Annotated in this window: 17 protein-coding genes; 8 read left to right on the forward strand and 9 right to left on the reverse strand. The window is 50.2% G+C overall.

From position 1 onward, the window contains the following. Window positions 1–14: 14 nt before the first annotated feature. The 5 genes from GWG06_RS26030 to GWG06_RS26050 are packed head-to-tail and all read right to left on the reverse strand — an operon-like array spanning window position 15 to window position 6,172. Window positions 15–1,382, reverse strand: coding sequence for an exonuclease domain-containing protein (locus GWG06_RS26030; protein ID WP_160717195.1), 1,368 nt, complete (start codon window positions 1,380–1,382; stop codon window positions 15–17). Between the two features lies 1 nt (window position 1,383). Beyond that, complete coding sequence (locus tag GWG06_RS26035; RefSeq protein ID WP_160717197.1) at window positions 1,384–2,559, reverse strand: ABC transporter permease; 1,176 nt, start codon at window positions 2,557–2,559, stop codon at window positions 1,384–1,386. Next, window positions 2,552–3,721, reverse strand: coding sequence for an ABC transporter permease (locus tag GWG06_RS26040; protein WP_160717199.1), 1,170 nt, complete (start codon window positions 3,719–3,721; stop codon window positions 2,552–2,554). The genes GWG06_RS26035 and GWG06_RS26040 overlap by 8 nt, the downstream gene beginning before the upstream one ends. Further along, window positions 3,718–4,707 carry an HlyD family secretion protein gene (locus GWG06_RS26045; protein WP_160717201.1) on the reverse strand — a complete coding sequence of 330 codons (990 nt, stop codon included), beginning with the start codon at window positions 4,705–4,707 and terminating at the stop codon, window positions 3,718–3,720. Before GWG06_RS26045 ends, GWG06_RS26040 begins: the two co-directional genes overlap by 4 nt. A 13-nt stretch (window positions 4,708–4,720) precedes the next feature. After that, complete coding sequence (locus GWG06_RS26050; protein ID WP_202183118.1) at window positions 4,721–6,172, reverse strand: TolC family protein; 1,452 nt, start codon at window positions 6,170–6,172, stop codon at window positions 4,721–4,723. Between the two features lie 258 nt (window positions 6,173–6,430). On the opposite strand from GWG06_RS26050, the gene GWG06_RS26055 reads away from it, so the two are divergent. The 8 genes from GWG06_RS26055 to GWG06_RS26090 are packed head-to-tail and all read left to right on the forward strand — an operon-like array spanning window position 6,431 to window position 10,738. Beyond that, window positions 6,431–6,967, forward strand: a complete 537-nt coding sequence (locus GWG06_RS26055) for a YceI family protein (protein ID WP_127034477.1) — start codon at window positions 6,431–6,433, stop codon at window positions 6,965–6,967. Window positions 6,968–7,023: 56 nt separating this feature from the next. Then, the gene (locus tag GWG06_RS26060; protein WP_160717203.1) at window positions 7,024–7,959 is read left to right on the forward strand and encodes a ring-cleaving dioxygenase; all 936 of its coding nucleotides are present in this window, start codon (window positions 7,024–7,026) and stop codon (window positions 7,957–7,959) included. Window position 7,960: 1 nt separating this feature from the next. After that, the gene (locus GWG06_RS26065) at window positions 7,961–8,590 is read left to right on the forward strand and encodes an alpha/beta hydrolase (protein ID WP_202183119.1); all 630 of its coding nucleotides are present in this window, start codon (window positions 7,961–7,963) and stop codon (window positions 8,588–8,590) included. A 7-nt stretch (window positions 8,591–8,597) separates the two neighbouring features. After that, window positions 8,598–8,999, forward strand: a complete 402-nt coding sequence (locus tag GWG06_RS26070; protein WP_160717205.1) for an OsmC family protein — start codon at window positions 8,598–8,600, stop codon at window positions 8,997–8,999. A 2-nt stretch (window positions 9,000–9,001) separates the two neighbouring features. Beyond that, window positions 9,002–9,445: a (4Fe-4S)-binding protein gene (locus GWG06_RS26075; protein ID WP_160717207.1), complete on the forward strand. Its 444-nt coding sequence runs from the start codon at window positions 9,002–9,004 to the stop codon at window positions 9,443–9,445. A gap of 6 nt (window positions 9,446–9,451) precedes the next feature. After that, on the forward strand, window positions 9,452–9,730 hold the full coding sequence (locus GWG06_RS26080) for a GNAT family N-acetyltransferase (protein WP_127034469.1): 279 nt from the start codon (window positions 9,452–9,454) through the stop codon (window positions 9,728–9,730). A 28-nt stretch (window positions 9,731–9,758) separates the two neighbouring features. Next, window positions 9,759–10,337, forward strand: a complete 579-nt coding sequence (locus GWG06_RS26085) for a YeeE/YedE family protein (RefSeq protein ID WP_202183120.1) — start codon at window positions 9,759–9,761, stop codon at window positions 10,335–10,337. Continuing rightward, window positions 10,334–10,738: a DUF6691 family protein gene (locus GWG06_RS26090; protein WP_235938541.1), complete on the forward strand. Its 405-nt coding sequence runs from the start codon at window positions 10,334–10,336 to the stop codon at window positions 10,736–10,738. Before GWG06_RS26085 ends, GWG06_RS26090 begins: the two co-directional genes overlap by 4 nt. 57 nt (window positions 10,739–10,795) lie before the next feature. On the opposite strand, the gene GWG06_RS26095 is transcribed toward GWG06_RS26090, so the two are convergent. From GWG06_RS26095 to GWG06_RS26110, 4 genes are all read right to left on the reverse strand, one after another. Next, the gene (locus GWG06_RS26095) at window positions 10,796–11,365 is read right to left on the reverse strand and encodes a DUF4142 domain-containing protein (protein WP_160717209.1); all 570 of its coding nucleotides are present in this window, start codon (window positions 11,363–11,365) and stop codon (window positions 10,796–10,798) included. Window positions 11,366–11,585: 220 nt separating this feature from the next. Further along, window positions 11,586–12,710 carry a TFIIB-type zinc ribbon-containing protein gene (locus GWG06_RS26100; protein WP_127034463.1) on the reverse strand — a complete coding sequence of 375 codons (1,125 nt, stop codon included), beginning with the start codon at window positions 12,708–12,710 and terminating at the stop codon, window positions 11,586–11,588. Window positions 12,711–12,874: 164 nt separating this feature from the next. Beyond that, window positions 12,875–14,005, reverse strand: coding sequence for an SPFH domain-containing protein (locus GWG06_RS26105; protein ID WP_160717211.1), 1,131 nt, complete (start codon window positions 14,003–14,005; stop codon window positions 12,875–12,877). Between the two features lie 68 nt (window positions 14,006–14,073). Then, entirely contained in the window at window positions 14,074–16,143 is a 2,070-nt protein-coding gene (locus tag GWG06_RS26110) for a copper-translocating P-type ATPase (protein WP_160717213.1), read from the reverse strand. Window positions 16,144–16,146 lie beyond the last annotated feature (3 nt).

The raw sequence follows: 16,146 nt of genomic DNA on the forward strand, positions 1-16,146 counted from the left end.
TTTCCGGGAGATGATTATGCCGGAGATGACAATTGGCGGCTATTTCCGGCGTACTGGCGCAACAGGCTGATAATAACTTCATTCTCCGGATACTGTGTCAGGTGCGGGCGCAGCTGTTCAGTATCCGCTGTATCGATATGCAGGGGAACATATCCCATCCCGTAAAAGCGGCCCTTTTCCATCAGGATACAGCTTTTCTCGCCGCCATGGCGGCCTTTGTCCAGGATGGTTACCGAAGGCTGCTGTTCCTGCAGGAAGGCGATGGCTGTCTTCACCCGTTCATTATAGCTTCCGGGGTTTTCATTTTTCTCACAGGCGCCGTAGCAGGTACCGGCTGTAATACCGGCACAGGTGCCGTTTCCTTTTTGCAGGAAACATAAACGGGGGCACAGATGAAACTCCCGGATCAGCGTGCGCATGAGCCGGTGCCCGTCTATCAGCAGGTTGAAGCTGTGAACCGGATGGGAAAACTTCCGTCTCTTTTCGATGGCAAGGCGCAGGTATCCTTCCTGGTCTTCGAACAGGTAAAACCCATATCGGAACTCCACCCGTTTCTGGGAGGTATTGAAAGCCGGCCACAGCCGCTTTATCTCTACCGATTCCAGGATGCACGCCATCAGTTCCGTGGCGGTTTCCTGGTAGGTGATGTTATGGATGGTACGCAGGAAATTTTGTCGCTGACGACCGGCACTGTGACCTGTAAAGTGACTGTTAACACGCTTCTTCAGGTCTTTGGCCTTGCCTACATACACTACTTTTCCCTTTACATCATGGAAATAGTATACTCCCGGCGAATCCGGCAATTTCTTTACTACAGCCGGTTCCAGGTTAGGCGGCAGGAACTGCTCCTTGGAGCCGGACTTCAGCGCTGCGGCTATCATTTTTTCCTTATCGTTCTGCAGCAGCAGGGAAAACAACCGCACAGTGGCCTCCGCATCGCCGGTGGCGCGGTGGCGGTCCTTCACCGGTATATTCATCTGCCGGCAGAAATTACCCAGGCTGTACGATGGCAATCCCGGAAATATTTTACGCCCCAGCCGCACGGTACACAGCTTTTTGCATTGCAGGTCATACCCGGCCGCCGCCAGCCCGTGCTTGATAAAGGAATAATCAAAATTGACATTGTGCGCAACAAAGATCCTGTTGTGCAGCAGTTCATAGATCAGGGGAGCAACCGCGCTGAATGGCGGCGCATCCGCTACCATACTGTTGCTGATGCCTGTCAGCGATTCTATGTAATAAGGGATGGGCGTCCCCGGATTGACCAGGGTATGGTAATGTTGGGTGACTTCATTTCCATCAAACAGGAAGATGGCGATTTCGGTAATTCCGTTCGCACTGGCATGACCACCGGTGGTTTCTATATCTACTATTGCATACACCTTACAAAGATACAGGTTGTTGCTTTTTATACAATCTTCTCAATCCGAGTAATGCCAGCAGAACGTAAAAAATCCAGAGTATCAGCAGGTGAATTACCGCTCCCATGTTGTCTGCCAGCGTACCTCCGGCCTGCACGATGGAAATATAGATTTTTACAAACGGCGTAAGCGGTATCAGGGCGGCAATCCACTGGAATACCAGCGGCATGGATTTCAGCGGCCAGGCATAACCACATATCATAAAAAACGGATAGGTGGAAAATGCCATGAGTTGCGCTGCCAGCAACTGGTTTTTAAACAGCGTGCCTACCCAGATAGCCATAGGTATCAGGGCTAGCAGGAATAACAGCAGCAATACCGCCATATCCGGCGCATAGCCGCGGAAAGGCAGGTCCAGCAGGCGGTAATTTACGTTCATGAAAAAAGCAGCATAGGCGCCAAAGAGCAGCAGGTAAAACAGCCCTTTACCGTACAAGGCCCCGGAGAAGCCGCCACGGGCATTCACCAGTAAAGGAATATGACCATTTTCGCGGTCCAGCGCCACACTCTCTGAAAGCCCTATGAGCAAAGTCTGTTGCAGTATCAGCACAATCAGCACGGGCAGAATAAAGCCGCCGTAGCTGGATTGAGGGTTATACAACGGCCGGAAGTCTACATTTACCGGCATGGCCTCCTGCATGGCCATGGTGCTGTTCAGCCCACCGGACATCTCCTGGTATTTAAGCCGTACTCCTGCGCCTACCCCCAGCCCTATCTGCGTGATAGCGCCCGTCAGCTCGCTGGAAGGCAGGAACCTGGCGCCATTCACGGCCAGTACAACGGTTGTCTGCCGCAATGCCAGCACATTGCTTTGCGTGCCTTTGGGAATCAGGAAATACCCCATGGCTTTCCCGTGATACATCAGCTCCTGAGCCTCCTGCAGATTGCCGGCGCTCATCACCGAAATAATCTGCAGGTTATTCAGCTGTTCTGTCAGCTGCCGCGACATCTCGCTTTTATCTTCATCCGCAACTGCCAGCACTACTTTTTCTTCTACCTTATAGCTGTAAATGGTACCATAGAAAAAAACATATAGCAGCGGCGCTATCAGCAACGTCAGCAACAGGCTGTGGTTGCCGGTAATCAGCTTCAGCTCCCGCACGAACAAATGACCGGTATGTCTGCTGTTATCAGGCATGTTGCAGTTTTAAAGTATGCATGGATCGCTGCAGGAATACAATGGCCAGCGGGAGGGCTATGACCGGGAATACCAGCATATGCGCCATCTCCGGCCACATATAACGCAATGGCAGATCCATAAAATAAGCTTTGAAAAAGGCGTCTACAAATGGAGTGAGCGGCATCAGCGCGGCATAATACTGATCGTACCAGGGCATCCCCCAGCGCGGAAAGGTAAATCCGCTGAATACAAAAGCCGGCGATGTATAGAAGATCCCTACGTCTGCCGCCAGCAGCAAGTCTCTCAGAATGGCGGATACCATCAGCCCGAGGCTGATACAGGCAACCACCAGCAAGGTATAGATGACAAACAGCTGTCCGTCTACATACAAGGCACCGGAGGCAAAAAGCGGAAATATTACCAGCGTCACCATAAAATAATCGAGCCAGGCTATGCCCAGCAGTGCCAGCGCTTTACCGGCAATAGCGTTGGAAGCGGAGCCCTGAGCTGTTACATACAAATCATCCATGGTACCGGTATGGTATTCGTAATTGACAGCCAGTGCAGACACCATGATCATCATCATCTGAATCACCACTACAATCAGTCCGGGTACCAGGTACTGCATATAGTCGTACCGCGGGTTATACAACGTGAATGCCTGCAGCTTTACCGGCATCACCAGCGCCATGGCCTTTCCGGCCGGCATTCCTGTTTTCACGAATTTTGACAGCTGCACGCCTCCGGCGGCTGTCAGCAGCACCTGGGCGGCGTCTTTATATAACAGTTTGGATGGAATCAGAAAGGACACATTGGTATAAACAGTAATAGTTACCGGTTGCCGGCTTTTGATATGTTCATCCATCCGCTTCGGAAAATGAATGGCCGCCATAATGGTGCCATGGCGCAAACCAGCCTGCAGCGCTGCTTCTGATTTGATCTGCTGCGTGATATGAATAGTTTCTGTTTGCTCCAGCATGAAGGTAAACTGCCGGGACAGCGGCGATTGTGCATCATCCCAGATAGCCACCGGCAGATCCTTTACAAAATGCCTGCTGTAGATGCCTGCATAGAAAACACATAATACCGGTGGCAGTACCAGCAATGCCAGGTAATACACCGGAAACCTGAAGATGCGTTTCCATTCTCTGATAGTGACCTTTAATATGGATAATATCATGGCATCTGCATGGAAGCCGTCATACCAGGGCGCAGGCCCTGCAGAGCGGACAAATGAACAGGTTTGAAATCAACAGTAAAGGTGCGCAGCTCAAATTTCCCCTTTTCCTTTACCGGCACCCAGTCAGCAAAAGTGAGCGAAGCGCCGATCTTAGATACCTCCGCTTCAAATTTTTCCGGTGTGCAGCCCGGCACCTGCATCTGTACCCGGGTGCCCATGGCAAATTTTTTCATATCGTCCTGCCGGATATTAAAGCGCAGGTGATAGCTGGCGGGCTTTTGCAGCGTCATCAGCGGGTAGCCTATCGCAACAATTTCACCGGATTCAATGACCATGGAGGAAATGATGCCATCTGCAGGCGCATGGATGTAGGTATTGTCAGACAGCGCGCGGGTCAGTTCATAGCCGGATTCTGCCTGACGGAGGATGGCTGCGGCAGCGCTGATAAGTTCCGGGCGCGTTCCCTGCTTCAGCATGTCCATATTCAGTTTGGCCGTTTCCATCTCTTTTTTGGCGGCCTGCAGTTTAAAATAAACGAGATCATTTTCCTGACCGGAGATCACCTCATCATCAAAAAGATTTTGCATACGTTTATAGGTTTTCTGCATCAGCGCATATTGTTCCTGTGTAATGTTGTAGAGGTTGTCTGCCGCCTTGATGGCTTCCGGACGGGACCCTTTCTCCAGCAGCTGCAGCTGGCTTTTTGCCGCATCAATGGCTGCGAGCGCCTGGTTACGGATGGCATTGATTTCGGTAGAACGCAGTACTCCCAGCAGCTGGCCTTTCTTCACCGTATCGCCCTGCCCTACCAGCAGGCTGTCCAGCCTCCCCGGAAATTCCGCTGCCACATCCACGTATTCCGCATCCACCATACCCAGTAGTGTATTGGCTGCTGCCGCAGGCTTCTTCAGAAAAAATACCAGTGCTATGATGAGGATAGCAATGGGGATCAGCAGTGCCCAGTAATTTTTTAAAAAGGCTCTCATGAATTTTACCGGTTTAGTTGTTAACGTAAGTGGCGAATTGTTCCGGTGCGCCAACGATATTCCAGTATTCCGCCAGGGCCAGGTAATAGCCCAGCACCGCGGTATAATACACCTTATGCATCTCTTCTTCCAGCAGCAGCGCTTCATTTACATCTTTCACGGAAGACAGCTGGTTCAGCATACGGTCATGGATAAGCGTAGTTGTCAGATGTGCCTGCTGCCGGGCACTGTCGAGCGATGCCACCTCATGTTGCAGCGCCTGAACCTTATTGCCGGCTACCCGCAGTTGCAGCTCCAGGGTGTTACGGGTATTCTCCGCGGCCATCCGGGCTTCTTCCACCAGCACCTTACTGGCTTTGGTACGCTTATACCGCTGGAAGCCATCAAACAGATTCCATTGCAGCTCCACGCCGATCAGCCAGGGCGGCACCGTTACAGGCAGGTCCCGCTGGTAGAGCGATACATTACCGATAGCAAAAATATTGGGCAGAGACAAAGAGCGTGTAGCCTTCACCGCTACCTGCGCCTGGGCTGTTTTACTCTGAATAAGGCGGTAAGCAGGGTTCTGCTCCCAGAAGTGACGCTCTCCCGGCTGCAGCGAGGCTACTGCATAGCGCAGGGTATCGCTGATGGTAATGGCGGTATCTATCGGGCGTCCCAGCAGGTTATTCATCTCCAGTAAAGCATTCTGTTTTTCCAGTTCCAGATTGGCATAACGGTTGGTGGCCTGTGTATAGGATACGTTGGCCCAGTTGAGCAGATATGGCGGCAATAACTGATTTTTCTTCAGCGACACGGCATAGTCGCGGTTCCTGCGGAACGCATCAACTATCACGGTTTCATGCGCCATGATGGTATTGAGGTACATGATACGCAGGTATTGGGCGCTGATAAGAAAGTATAGGTTCTTTTCCACCAGCTGCTGACTGAACTGTCCGGATACAACCAGCGATTTCGCCAGATCCTGCGCTGCGCTGATTTTACCGCCCAGGTAAATAGGTTGTCGCACAAATACGCCCGCAGTCAGATAGGATTGTTTCGCCAGAGTGGGGTTATAATCCGGATAAAAGGCGTTGATGAGGTCTTTGGTAGCATTGGAAATTACATGCTGCACCCGCGGCGGCAGCGGTTGCCCGGTAATTTCCTGGAAAACAGTGTTGGCAGTATGCACGCTTTGCGCCGCAGAACCATTTACCACACCATCTTTCACCTGCTGCAGATTTATTTCCAGCGGTTTGCCCAGGTAATTATAGCCGGCCAGCAGATCTACTTTCGGATAGTAGGAACGGTTCTCCGCCTGCAGGGAAAGCTCGCGGGCCTGCAGGGAGCGTTCGGCCTGCTTTACCAGCGCATTACGCTGCTTCGCCAGCCGGTAACATTCCTGCAGCGTGAGTGTCTGCACGTTCTCCTGTGCTCTCGCAAACAACGTTGGCAGCATGATTGTTAGTAACAGGAAGTATCTCATAAAATAGCGTTTCGGTCTATGATACTGTCAGCGCGATGGTCCTGCCAGTAAACAATATTTCATACATAATGTTTTTGATACCGGAAAAAAAATATCGTAATATGATAATAATACCATCATGGTAAATACCGTACCTTTAAGTACTTCACATAAATAGTACATCATTAAATTTATTTTATCCATTTCTGCCAGACACACTGTGACGGATATTTGCATTACCAGATTACCTTATTTATTCATCATAAAAACACTCCTGCAATGGCAAAACACACTTGGGTTTCAGACGCTGACCACAGCGAACTCGGATTCAGAATCAGGCACCTGATGATTACCAACGTCAATGGTAAATTCAACAGCTTCCGGGTGGAAGCAACAACCGAAGAGGAAGATTTCATGAAAGCAGCGGTGAAAGTTACAGTAGATGTAGACTCTATTAACACCGGCAATGCAGACAGGGATCAGCATCTGCGCTCACCGGATTTCTTTGATGTGAACCAGTACAGGAACATCACTTTCGAGGTAACCAAATCTGAAAGCGTGGATAATGATGGATCCTACACACTCTACGGCGACCTGACCATCCGTGGCATCACCAAAAATGTTAAGCTGAGCGTGGAATTCGGCGGCGTGGTAAAAGACCCGTGGGGCAATACGAAAGCTGGTTTTACCGTGAACGGAAAAATCAACCGCAAGGATTTCGGACTTACCTGGAATGCAGCCACAGAAGCCGGTGGTGTGATGGTGAGCGATGAAGTAAAGATAAACTGTGAAGTACAATTGCTGAAACAACAATAATCATTCCCGCTCCCGCTGCCTAATACGGCGGGAGTGGAATACTAAAAAAACGGAATATGGAACAAGCAGTAAAAGGCATTCACCACATTACCGCCATCTCCGGTAATGCCAGGAAGAATTATGATTTTTATACGAGGATAATGGGACTCCGTTTCGTAAAAAAAACCGTCAACTTCGATGATCCTCACACTTATCATTTTTATTACGGAGATGAGAAAGGAACGCCGGGAACTATCCTGACCTTCTTTCCCTGGGAAGAGATTATGGCAGGGCGCCGGGGTACGCATATGGCTACGGAAGTGGGCTACTCCATTCCTGAAGGCAGTATTGACTTCTGGCTCAAGCGCCTCGATGCCGCCAATATGATCTACAACAAGCCTTCCTCCAAATTCGGCGAAGTGTATCTTACCTTCCTGGACCCGGATGGCCTGAAGGTAGAACTGACCGTACCGGAAAAATCGGATGACCGCATTCCCTGGGAAACGGCAGAAGTGAGCGCAGATAACGCCACACGAGGCTTTCACCATGTAACGCTGACACTCGAAGATATTCAGCCGACGGCAGATCTGCTGGTATCCGTATTCGGCTACCAGCTGCAGAAAAATCACGCCAACCGGTACCGCTTTGCCAGCCCGTCAGGCGAGCCGGGATCCTATGTGGACCTGGTGGAAGCCAAAGGCGAACAACGCGGGCATGTAGCCGGTGGCAGCGTTCATCATGTGGCCTTCCGCATGAAAGATGAAGCCGAGCAACTGCTGTATCGCGAAAAGATTGAAAAGCTGGGATTACATGCCACAGAGCAGCTGGACAGAAAATATTTCCGCTCCGTGTACTTCCGGGAACCCGGTGGCGTATTGTTTGAGCTGGCCACCGATAGTCCCGGATTCACCGTAGATGAACCGCTGGCAGAACTGGGCACACACCTGAAACTCCCTGCGCAGTTTGAACCGCAGCGCCAGGAGATTGAAAGTAAATTGATAAAACTGGGTTGAAATGGATTTTAAACCAATGCAATATATTTATCAGCCGGCAGCTAACAATGACGCCTACACGTTATTGCTGCTACATGGCACCGGCGGCGACGAAAAAGATCTGTTGCCGCTGGCGCCGGTGCTGGCAAAGGATTTTCATGTACTGAGCCTTCGTGGCAACGTCAGTGAACATGGTATGCCACGCTTCTTCCGCCGGCTGGGAATGGGTATCTTTGATGAAGAAGACGTACATTTCAGAACACATGAAATGGTACATTTTATCAGACAACTGGCAGCAGAGAAAGGATTTGACAGCAACAAAACCGTAGCTGCCGGCTATTCCAACGGCGCCAATATTGCCGGCGCTGTACTCATGCTATATCCGGAGCTGCTGGCAGGCGCGGTATTATTCCGCCCTATGCAGCCCCTGCAGGGAATTGAAGATCCTTTCGATACCAGCAGGCAGCAACCGGTATTTATGAGCTCCGGTACACAGGACGGTACCGTGAACGCTGCTGACACAGAAGCATATGCCACCCTGCTCAGCGCCAGCGGCTTCCGGGTGAGCGCCCATCACATCAACACCGGACACAATTTAACACAGCAGGACATAGACCTCGCTGCTTCATGGATAAAAGAAAATTTTAAATAACCCGCACATGGACGAAGAAGTAAAAGTAAGCATCACAGGTATCCCCTATCAGGTATCTGTATCTGCCCGCGATCACCGCTGGCTGGCCGATGAACCGACAGACATATCCGGTGGCGACACAGGCCCCAACCCGGGAGAACTGCTGCTCAGCAGCCTCGGTTCCTGTACCGCCATCACACTCACCATGTATGCGCAAAGGAAAAAATGGCCCCTGGAAGGCGTGGAAATAGACCTCCGGTTTAACAGCGCCGCCAAACCCGATCCGAAAACAACTGTGATCGATTACGATATACGCTTCATAGGTAATCTTACTGATGAACAACGGGCCAGGCTGATGGAAATATCCCACTCCTGCCCTATTCATAAAGTGCTTACCAACCCTGTTATCATTAACGCAAAAGAAGACTGAGTATGAATGACATCACAAAAAAATACAGCAACGGAGAGGTGACCATCGTCTGGAAACCCAATGTGTGCGTACATTCTGAGATGTGTTTTCATGGCCTGCCGGAGGTATTCAATCCGCACGCGAAGCCATGGATCAATGCCGAAGGCAGTACCACCGCGCGTATCATGGAACAGGTGAAACAATGCCCCTCCGGCGCACTCACCTATTACATGAACAGCGAAGTAGCCGCCGGTGAAGGCGTGGCCCCGGAAATCAGCGCTGCGAGCGTAATAGAACCGCTGCCCAACGGGCCGTTGCTGGTTTATGGCAATATCGTGGTCAAGGATGCTCATGGCAGGGAAACACATAAAAACAAAGTGACAGCCTTCTGCCGCTGCGGCGCCTCTTCCAACAAACCGTATTGCGACGGCACCCATGTAAAAATTCAGTTCAAAGACAATCAATAAAAAGATATGGAATTAACTATTGAACAAAACCAGGCCCAGCACAGATTTGAGACTACCGTAGACGGGCATACGGCATTTATTGTTTACGCCAGGTTTCCGGGTGGTATCGCCTATATCCATACAGAAGTGCCGCCGGAACTGGAAGGCAAAGGCATTGCCTCACAGATGGCTAAATATGTACTCGACTATGCAAGAACCAACAACCTGAAGGTAAGACCGCTGTGCCCTTACGTAAACGCCTATATGAAACGCCATCCGGAGTATAATGATCTTCTGGAACAATAACTGTTTTCACCGGTAAATATTCCCTCATATGCAACTGCTCCGTTTTTTACAACAGCCCTGGCATTGGTCTGCCGGAGGGTTTCTGATCGGGTTGACCGTTCCGCTGCTACTGATACTGGGTAACAAAACATTCGGCATTTCTTCCTCCCTTCGGCATATTTGTGCGGCCTGCTTTCCGGCAGGTCTTTCTTTTTTTAAATACGACTGGAAGAAGGAAGCCTGGAATCTTTTCTTTGTTGCAGGTATTCTTATCGGCGCATTTATAGCCACCACGCTGCTGCATGATCCGAAAGACATACAGGTAGCCGCCGCCACGCAGGCAAGACTTGCCACTTACGGCGTCCGTGATTTTGGCGCACTGCTGCCTCCGGAGATATTTTCCTGGAATAACCTGTTCAACTGGAAAGGGCTCGTCTTCTTTATCATTGGTGGATTCCTCGTAGGCTTCGGTACCCGCTATGCCGGCGGCTGTACCTCCGGGCATTCCATTATGGGGTTATCCAATCTGCAGTGGCCCTCCCTGGTAGCCACCATCTGCTTTATGGCCGGCGGTATATTCAGCGCCAATGTTATTCTTCCCTTACTCTTTAAATGGTTGCATACATGAAAAATTTCAAGTACCTGCTGGCCGGCATCTTCTTCGGCATCCTGCTGGTAAAAACACAGGTCATCAGCTGGTTCCGTATCCAGGAAATGTTTCAGTTCACCTCCTTTCATATGTACGGAGTGATTGGTACCGCAGTAGTTACAGGCATTATCTCTGTACAGCTGATAAAACGTTTTAACATCCGCACATTAGCGGGAGAACCGATAGTTATTGCCCCTAAACAATTCAGCAGGGGGCAGATTTACGGCGGATTGATATTTGGTACCGGCTGGGCCATCACAGGCGCCTGTCCGGGCCCCCTGTTCGCGCAGATCGGGAGCGGCTTCACCGTAGTGGCAGTCACCCTTTTAAGCGCTATTGCAGGCACCTGGATTTACGGAGCCGGCAGATCATTAAAGTAATAAAAAAATCCTCCGTTCCGGTGAATGCGGAGCGGAGGATTTTTCCGGTTGAGTGATTTATCTCTTCAGTCCGTCTTTAATTGCCCTGGCAGAATCCTGATGCGCTTTCAGGGTGGGCAATGTTTTTGAAGCCCACGACTTCAGGTCTGCATCTGTAACATCATTGGATGCCTTCTCAAATTCCTTTACATCTTTATTGTGGTCATCTACCATCATACTGATGTAATCCTTGTCGAAATCCTTACCTGTCTTCTTACTCAGCTTATCTATGTGATCCTTGGTTTCGGTAGATAGTTCTGCAGGTAAAGTAATGCCCTTTCCGGATGCCAGCGCTTTCAGTTCCTCATTTGCTCTGGAATGGTCATTCACCATCATGGTTGCAAATGCCTTCACACGTGGGTTCTGGGCCTTCTCCTGTGCGAGCTTACCCATTTCTACTTCCATCATGCTGCCGTTGGCTGCTTTCACAGCAAACTCTGAAGACTGGTTATCCACCGGTTTTACTGTTTCATTAATATCCTGAGCAGAATCAACAGGTTTTTCGTTTTGCGGATTGTTACCTCCGCCGCAGGAAGATAACATCCAGGCAGCAGACAGTGCTGTAGCTAAAAATATGGTCTTTTTCATGACAACTGTTATTTGGGTTAATAATGTGTTGCTGTTAAGCAGTATAACAGTCAAAAAAGATACCATCAGAAAGAGGCATCCCACCAAACACAGTACAGTAAAGCATTACAGAAGATCAATGCAGAAGATGAAATGCTACGGCCGCGCGCGCCTGCATGTAGATTGTTTTCCCCAGACCGGGTCAATTACCGGCCTGAAAAGTCTCAGGCCGGTAAAAATTTTATTGATTGGCAAATAATCCATACAGTACAACTACTGCGACAATAATACCGATAATGAGTCCCGCTATTTTCATCCAGCTGTAGGGGCGGTCGCCGGTAACTTCGCCTGTGCTGGCATTCACTACAAAGTGATACAGCTTATTATTATATCGGTATGCGCTGATCCAAACCGGCAGCAGGATATATTTCAGTCCCAGGTTCTGATAATCTACCGCATAATTGTCAATGATCTGTTCATCACCGCCGATGTCGTCCAGGATGCTGTTACGGATAGCGCTGTCCATACGTTTCTTGGCGATTACCAGCGCCTGTTCGGCAGTGGTCTGATATATTTCTGCGCGGAAGCCGCTGAGATAACGTTCATCAAAGCGTTTCAGCTGATCCAGGTACCAGGGTTCCAGTATCTCTGCCATTTTACGCGGCAGCGACGGGCTAGCGGATACCAGCACATCCCGGAAAACATTGTCTACTTCACCGGAAGCATTGTACCAGGCGGTATGCCGCACCTGGCGTGTACGCGTTTCGGTTCTGCCGTTCACTTCTTCCGTATAGGTTTCGGTGGTGTAATAATACTCTCCTCTCTGTCCGCGGTATGCGGTGGCTGTATCGGTATCATAGCTCCAATGCGGAATATAAATACCTTTCAGCTGCTGGGAGGATCCGTCTTTCACTTTCTTCACCAGGTCGGAAGGAGCAAACCATAATTTACTCATCCACTTACGGAAAAATTCCAGCGCCTGCCGGTCCTTCACGTCGAAGGGCAGCACATAATGCGGCTGGAGAATGGCGGTAGTCTGCACATGATCAATTACCAGCGGCGACGCACAAAACGGGCAGGAATCTGATGTTACATTCGGCAACATGGTAGTAGACGCACCGCAGTTAGTGCATTTCACCACTACGGCTTCCTGTGTCGGTTCAATATGTTGCTGCTGGCTGGCCAGAAATTCTTCATAATCAAAAGCACGGATACCTTCAGGCATAGGCGCTTCTTCAATAACATTGGTGGTACCGCAATACTCGCACTTCAGGCTGTTGGTACCCGGGGCATAATGCAGTATTGCACCGCAGTTCTGACATTTCAGTGAGGAGACGGTCTCACTTGTTTTTTCCTCAAAAGACATAGGAGTGGTGTGATTGGAGCAAAAGTATAATTGAGAGCAATTACGAATTGCGAATTACGAATTACGAATGCTGAGCGAAGATATAAGCGGATAAAGAATTTACTTCTTTTTCTTTACCTATATCTTCGCTCAGCATTCGTAATTCGTAATTCGTAATTCGCAATTTAAGGCAAAGGCGGCGGTACTGTGCTCAGCACAACTCCCAGTTCCGGAACGGTGGAAGCAGCGGCCCAGCCGGGCATACCGTTTTTCCATACGAGTGTTTGTGACTGCAGGCTGCCTCCGATGGCCAGCTGACGCAGCTGGTCCATGTCAAAGGGGCCGGCCTGTTTACCGTCGATCGCAACGAAGAAGGCAGCGGTTGGCGGCAATGGCGGCGGAGCGCCTGCTCCTGCTGCTGGTGCGCCTGGTGCGCCGGTTTGCGGATTTACCTGGGTGGGGTTGAACATGTTACCCATTTGTCCCATCATGGAAGCGCCCATACCTACACCCAGACCAGCTGCAGCAAGGCCGCCGGATGGATTTTCAGCGGCTTTTTCCATGGCATTGGCTGCCTGGAACTGCGCATAAGCGCCCAGATTACCAACGATACCCATGCTGCTGCGTTTGTCCAGCGCGGCTTCCACTTCTGGCGGGAGTGAAATATTTTCAATGAGAAACTTTGTGAGTTCCAGACCCAGTTCATTAAACTCAGGTCTGATCTTATCTGTGATGAGCTGAGAAACTTCATCATACTTTGCTGCCAGGTCCAGCACAGGAATTTTTGCTTCTGCGATGGCATCCATACCACGGGAAACTGCGAGATTACGCAGCTGCTCATTGATACCTTCCACCGTAAATTCAGGATTGGTGGCAGCCACCTCTTTCAGGAACTCAGCGCCGTCTTTCACCCGGAAAGCATAGCTGCCGAATGCGCGGATACGTAAGGGGCCGAATTCAGCGTCACGCAGCATAACAGGGTTCTTGGTCCCCCATTTCTGATTGGTGAACTGGCGCATGCTCACAAAAAACACATCTGCCTTGAAAGGGCTGTTAAAGCCATATTTCCAGCCTTGTAATGTACTCAGAATCGGCATGTTCTGCGTATTCAGCGTATGCATGCCCGGTTGAAATACATCAGCGATTTTACCTTCATTCATGAAAACAGCTACCTGTGATTCACGCACAGTGAGCTTTGCATTCATCTTTATTTCATTCTGGTAGCGGGGAAACTTCCACACAATCGTATCGGCAGACGTATCAGTCCACTCAATAATGTCAATAAATTCATTCCGGAGTTTATCAAATATTCCCATAGTAACAGGTTTTAAACGTCACTGTCAAATTTATAGAAATATTCATTTGAAATGCCAATAATGATTTGTTATAATTTCAGCAATCTTGCATTGATAGCAACGATCACGGTGCTGACGGTCATCAGTACAGCGCCGGCAGCAGGGCTCAGCAGAATGCCCCAGTGATACAGAATACCCGCAGCCAGCGGCATGGTAATGATATTGTAACCCGTTGCCCAGGCCAGGTTCTGTATCATTTTGCGGTAGGTAGCCTTTCCAAACCGGATCAGGCTTACGATATCTTCCGGGTTGCTGTTCACCAGCACAATGCCCGCTGTTTCTGCAGCTATATCCGATCCGGAACCGATGGCAATACCCACATCCGCCTGTGCCAGCGCCGGCGCATCGTTGATACCATCGCCGGTCATCGCTACATATTCGCCGGCGGCCTGCAGCTTTTTGATTTCTTCCAGCTTTTGATGCGGCAACACTTCTGCAATATAATTATCAAGCTGTAGCTGCTCCGCCACGGCTGCAGCCACTTTCCGGTTATCGCCGGTCAGCAGCACCGTTTTGATATTTTCCTTTCTCAGCGCCTGAACTGCCGGCAGGGATTCGGGCCTCACTTCATCGGCAAGCAATATGTACCCGGCCGGCTCATTATCAATAATGACAAAAGATAAGGTACCGGTATCACTGTTTTCGACGGGCTGCTGTGCAGGAAATTTTTCCTGCATATAAGCGGGGCTCACCACCAGCACTGCTTTACCGTTTACCTCTGCGCTGATGCCCTTCCCTGCCATTGCCTGTACCTGCGTTGCAACAGGTACGGGCAGCTGCAATGCCTGTGCCCTGTTAACGATACCCGTAGCAATAGGATGTTCGGATTGCTGTTCCACTGCAGCAGCCAGCGCCAGCAAATCATGCTCTTTACAGGCCGGGCTGAAGGCTGCCACTTTCACTACTTCAAACTTACCGACTGTCAGCGTACCGGTTTTATCAAATACCAGCGTGGTAATTTTACGTGCATTCTCAAAGGCTGTCCTGTTTTTTATCAGCAGGCCATGTTGCGCCGCCACGGTAGTGGATCGCGCCACCACCAGCGGAACCGCCAGTCCCAGCGCATGCGGACAGCATATCACAATAACGGTAACCATCCGCTCCATCGCAAAAGAGAGTGATTTACCATCGATATACCAAAAGAGAAAAGTGCTGACACCTGCTACAATAGCAATGATGGTAAGCCATCGTGCAGCTTTGTCGGCCAGCAGCTGCGTGTTCGACCTGGACAGCTGCGCGTCGTTTACCAGTTTAATTACCTGTGAAAGATAAGAGGAAGCTGCATTATGGGACACCCTCACCCGCAGCGCATTGTTACCGTTAAGAGAACCGGCGATGACCTTATCTCCCCGATGCTTGCCCACCGGGCGGGATTCTCCTGTGAGCATGGATTCATTCAGGTAGCTGTCTCCCTCTGTGATAATGCCGTCTGCAGCTACTTTTTCACCGGGCTTGACGAGTATAATATCTCCCGGCTGCAGGCTGTCAGTTTTTACTTCCTGTATCTGATTACCGGCTACCAGATGGGCTTCCGCCGGCATCAGCTGTACCAGCAGTTCCAGCTCCCGCGATGCACCGGCCACCGATTTCATCTCTATCCAGTGCCCCAGCAGCATGATGAGGATCAGGGTAGCCAGCTCCCAGAAAAAATCCATGCCCTGCAACCCGGACAGTGTAGCCACACTGTAAATGAAAGCCACAGTGATAGCGAATCCGATAAGTGTCATCATACCCGGATTCCTTGTTTTCATTTCATTCCACCATCCGGAAAGAAAAGGCCATCCGCCGAAAAAGAATATGACGGCAGAGAGGGTAAACAACAGGTATTTATCTCCCGTAAAATGTATATCCAGTCCCAGCCAGTGTTGTATCATGGGAGACAGCAACATGACGGGGATGGTCAGTATGAGCACAACATAAAAACGTCTGCGGAAATCATTAATCATGGCATGATGATCGTGGCCGGCATGACCGCTGTGACCGGCATGTGCGTCCTTTACAGCATGATGTGCATGCGACTCATGCTGACGGGGCGTTTCCGGCGAATGATCGTGGTGATCATGATCCATATGCACATGCATATATTGGTGGTCTTCCATAAC

It is taken from the genome of Chitinophaga solisilvae (assembly GCF_009928525.1).
Taxonomy (GTDB): domain Bacteria; phylum Bacteroidota; class Bacteroidia; order Chitinophagales; family Chitinophagaceae; genus Chitinophaga; species Chitinophaga solisilvae.